General features: G+C 43.2%; 2 protein-coding genes and 5 pseudogenes. 4 read left to right on the top strand and 3 right to left on the bottom strand.

What is annotated here, in order from left to right; translation table 11 throughout:
* Positions 1–97 (top strand): annotated as a pseudogene (locus H6F63_RS31260) (IS982 family transposase); the annotation flags it as partial.
* 106 nt (positions 98–203) lie between these two features.
* On the opposite strand, the gene H6F63_RS28930 reads toward H6F63_RS31260, so the two are convergent.
* Positions 204–1,178 (bottom strand): DUF2382 domain-containing protein, encoded by a 975-nt coding sequence (locus H6F63_RS28930; RefSeq protein ID WP_190640692.1) that lies wholly within the window; start codon positions 1,176–1,178, stop codon positions 204–206.
* Positions 1,179–1,634: 456 nt separating this feature from the next.
* On the opposite strand from H6F63_RS28930, the gene H6F63_RS28925 reads away from it, so the two are divergent.
* The 3 genes and pseudogenes from H6F63_RS28925 to H6F63_RS28915 form a co-directional block, all read left to right on the top strand.
* On the top strand, positions 1,635–1,925 hold the full coding sequence (locus H6F63_RS28925) for an S-layer homology domain-containing protein (protein WP_190640691.1): 291 nt from the start codon (positions 1,635–1,637) through the stop codon (positions 1,923–1,925).
* 128 nt (positions 1,926–2,053) lie between these two features.
* A pseudogene (locus H6F63_RS28920) lies at positions 2,054–2,599 on the top strand (helix-turn-helix domain-containing protein).
* 100 nt (positions 2,600–2,699) lie between these two features.
* A pseudogene (locus tag H6F63_RS28915) lies at positions 2,700–2,954 on the top strand (transposase); the annotation flags it as partial.
* 66 nt (positions 2,955–3,020) lie between these two features.
* Here H6F63_RS28915 and H6F63_RS28910 read toward each other — a convergent pair.
* Together H6F63_RS28910 and H6F63_RS28905 are read right to left on the bottom strand one after the other, a co-directional pair.
* Positions 3,021–3,248, bottom strand: a pseudogene (locus H6F63_RS28910) (IS5/IS1182 family transposase); the annotation flags it as partial.
* Positions 3,249–3,262: 14 nt separating this feature from the next.
* Positions 3,263–3,389 (bottom strand): annotated as a pseudogene (locus tag H6F63_RS28905) (ISKra4 family transposase); the annotation flags it as partial.

The following is a 3,389-nucleotide window of genomic DNA, read 5'->3' as shown; positions in this document are numbered from 1 at the left end:
TGTCAACTTTGCGGTCAATTTGATAGCTGGCTTAATTGCGTACTGCCACCAGCCCAAGAAGCCCTCCCTGATCAACGATGCTGCCTTGCCTGCTTAACCCGAACTCACGTTAATTAGTAATTTTGTGGATAATTAAAAGCCCCTCTCTTTTTAGGAGAGGGGTTGTGGAGAGGTGTTTACCACCCCTGACTAACTAAACAAGATTAGATGCGATCGCGTCTGACGTTTGTATCATCTACCGGAAGACTTCCGGAATCTACATCTAACTCTTCACGGCGCAGCTGTTCTTGAGCAGTAACAGTGTCGTGTTCGACTTCTTTGTGGATTCTGACTTCCTCACGCACAAAGGCTTCCTTGTGAATGTCAGGAGTCTCTTCGTAAATTTCCATGTGTGCGACTTCGCCTTGACGGAAAGTAGCCTCGCCAGGAGCAACTACTCTTCCAGCGTCTGCTGGAGTCATGCGCTCAACAACTACTCGCTCTTTCTCAATGGGTACGGAAACTCTTGCAGTTTCGGTTTCAACGTGCTTACCAACCGCTACTTCTGCGGTCTTAACGCGCTTTTTATTTGCAACCAGCCGCTCTTCGTACAGTTTGAGAGTTTGATGATCCTGCTCATTCATATTGTACAAATGTGCATCTTGCTGATACTTATAGCTGTCGCGATCGTAAGCAGCAGTGGTAGGCGTAGCAGGGATATTGCCTGTCGTCGGAGCCGCATAGGGCATAGGAGCTATCGGTGGTGCGCCCATTGCAGCCGAAGCATCCAAAGGAGTTGTTGTGTTTATCGGTGCCGTTGTTTCCACAGACGTTTCTACAGATGATCCGCGATAAACTCCTCTCACCTGCTCTTCATAATCGTAATCAACCTTCAGGTCATCGCCGAACTCAGGTAAAGCCTCTGCTTGCTCTTTCGTCAGTCCTACAGCATAGACACGGCGATCGTCATAGTCGATCCGAGAACGGCCAACTGGTAGCAATACTTTCTTGCCAAAAACCCAGAAGCCTGTATCTACAACCAGATATCGAAAATTCCCTTCTTCATCCACCATGATGTTTTTGACACTACCAATCTTGTCATCATCTATGGATGAATAAACATCAAACCCTTTGATGTCATCACCGCCAAAAGTGTCCTGATAGTTTGTATCAAAGTCTTCGAGCTTGTAAAGAACCATATTTTATTTTTCTCCTTTTTTTTATTCACTTACTACCTAGCTTAAAATTATCTGCGATCGCTTCATCCGACTACGGGCTTACTTAATCAATTTGCATACATAATACTTACAGCAGATGTCGAAATTCAAAATACTTCTATGTCTGATTAAGCAGTTATTTACTATCAAAATTTTATTAATTCCTAATACATTTAATACCTAAAAATCTTTAAGTTGATAGAATGCTTGTTTCATCATCCCTCTTAAGGTGGTTTTTTAACCAGCTACCCGATAGAACTGAGAAAACTTAAATTAGCTTCGCTATTAAGAGAGTAAAAAAATGAGCAATTTAGTTGATTTTTTTCTACTTTTCTAATCTGCCTATAGACATACATTTTCCATCGTTAGGGGGAAAATTAAAATCATCCGACAGGTAGACTTAATTTTATAGAAAAAAAATATTGGAGGTATTTGTAAATGTCTAACTTCTCTCGTTGGTCATCAGCAAGTGTAGCTTTGCTCACCTTCGGAGTAGCCGTGGGTACAATTCTCCCCTTGGTAACTTCGGATTCACAAAAAGTAATTGCGGCTCCAGAATCAGCAACTAGCTTTCCTGACATTCAAGATCACTGGGCGAGTCCCTTTATTAAAGCGCTAGCTGAAAAAAACATTCTTACTGGATACCTTAATGGAACATATAGACCAAATAAAACACTCGCTCGCGATGAATTTGCTGCGATAATTCGTCAAGCTTTTAATCAAAACTAGGTGGCACGATTATCACTAGACCAGCTCGGCAGAAGTAACCCACCAGCCTAAAACGGGGTGATAACTGAGGTAAACTGCCAATAAGCCAAATCAATGAAGCCTACAAGGAAGTTGGCTGTTTTAAGCCCATGCCCAGCCCCCAATCCGAAAAAATTATCCTCTCTGATAGACAGCAAGCTCTACTCAAACAGATTGTACGTCGCACAACGAATCCTTATCGCCTCGTTAGGCGAGCGCAGCTAATCTTGTGGGCGGCTGCGGGAGTCTCGAATAGCCAGCTAACAACAGAGTTGAAATTAGACAGGGGTCAAGTGCGCTTGTGGAGAGAGCGATGGCTAGCGGCTACTCCTCAACTGGCAACTGTAGAAGCACAAAACAGCAGCGATCAAGACTTGATGGCGTTAATTAGCAGTGTGTTGAGGGATCGCGCCCGTCTGGGAACAAGCAATTACTTCAGCACAGAACAAGTGGTGCAAATTGTCGCTTAGAAAAGTGAAAGCCCTCAAGCCTGAGGATATCCAGTGAGTCACTGGACTCCAACCGAGTTAGCAGCTGAAGCCATAAAACGAGGGATTGTGGAAAAAATTTCGCCCCGTAGTGTGGGTCGTTTTTTAAAAGGAAGCTACTCTACAACCCCATCGTCACCGTTACTGGCTCAATGCCAATCCAGATGACCCTGTTGAATTTAGACAACAGGTCACCTATATCTGTGAACTCCACAAACAAGCCTGGGAATTATTGACACAAGGCATTCATTTGGTTAGCACGGATGAGATGAGTGGAATTCAAGCTTTAGAAAGATTACATCCAACTTTACCAATGCGACCAAAACGGGTGGAGCGTATCGAGTTCGAGTACATCCGACACGGTACTCAAACTCTGCTAGCTAACTGGCACCTAGCTAAAGGACTGGTGCTTAACCCAACTATTGGTGCAACTCGTACAGAAGAAGACTTCAAAAATCATATCACTCAAACTCTCGATACTGACCCAGCTTCTGGGTGGATTTTCATTGTTGACCAACTCAACATTAGACCTCTTGCAAAAGTCGCAGATGGGGTAAGATGAGGACTGAAATTATGCGATCACTCTCCCCTAATCATAAGAATCACTTATCTTATTCAATGCGAGCCTTAGTTCGTAATTGTAAAGTCCCGCTATCAGATTAAACCTTAAACCAAATCTTTTTCGGCGATTTCTATAACGGTCAGCTAAAATCTTAAAAATTCTCAGTTTTCGATGAACATGTTCCCCAACTACTCGTTGTCTTGCTAACTTCCGATTTCTCTTTTTAGCTTCATCACTCAGGGAGCATCCCGGTTTTGCGCTTTTGAGCATCAAACGGATATTGATCCGTTAAGGTAGGCGCACCGAAGCTTAAGCATTTGATTAACATTTTTCATCAACCACTGCGCTCCTGAAATTTTCAACCTTCTATCAATTTGTTTTACTGCCGACTCTACA

It is taken from the genome of Trichocoleus sp. FACHB-40, from assembly GCF_014695915.1.
Taxonomy (GTDB): domain Bacteria; phylum Cyanobacteriota; class Cyanobacteriia; order Cyanobacteriales; family FACHB-T130; genus Funiculus; species Funiculus sociatus.
This window is presented reverse-complemented; position numbering and strand designations above follow the sequence as displayed.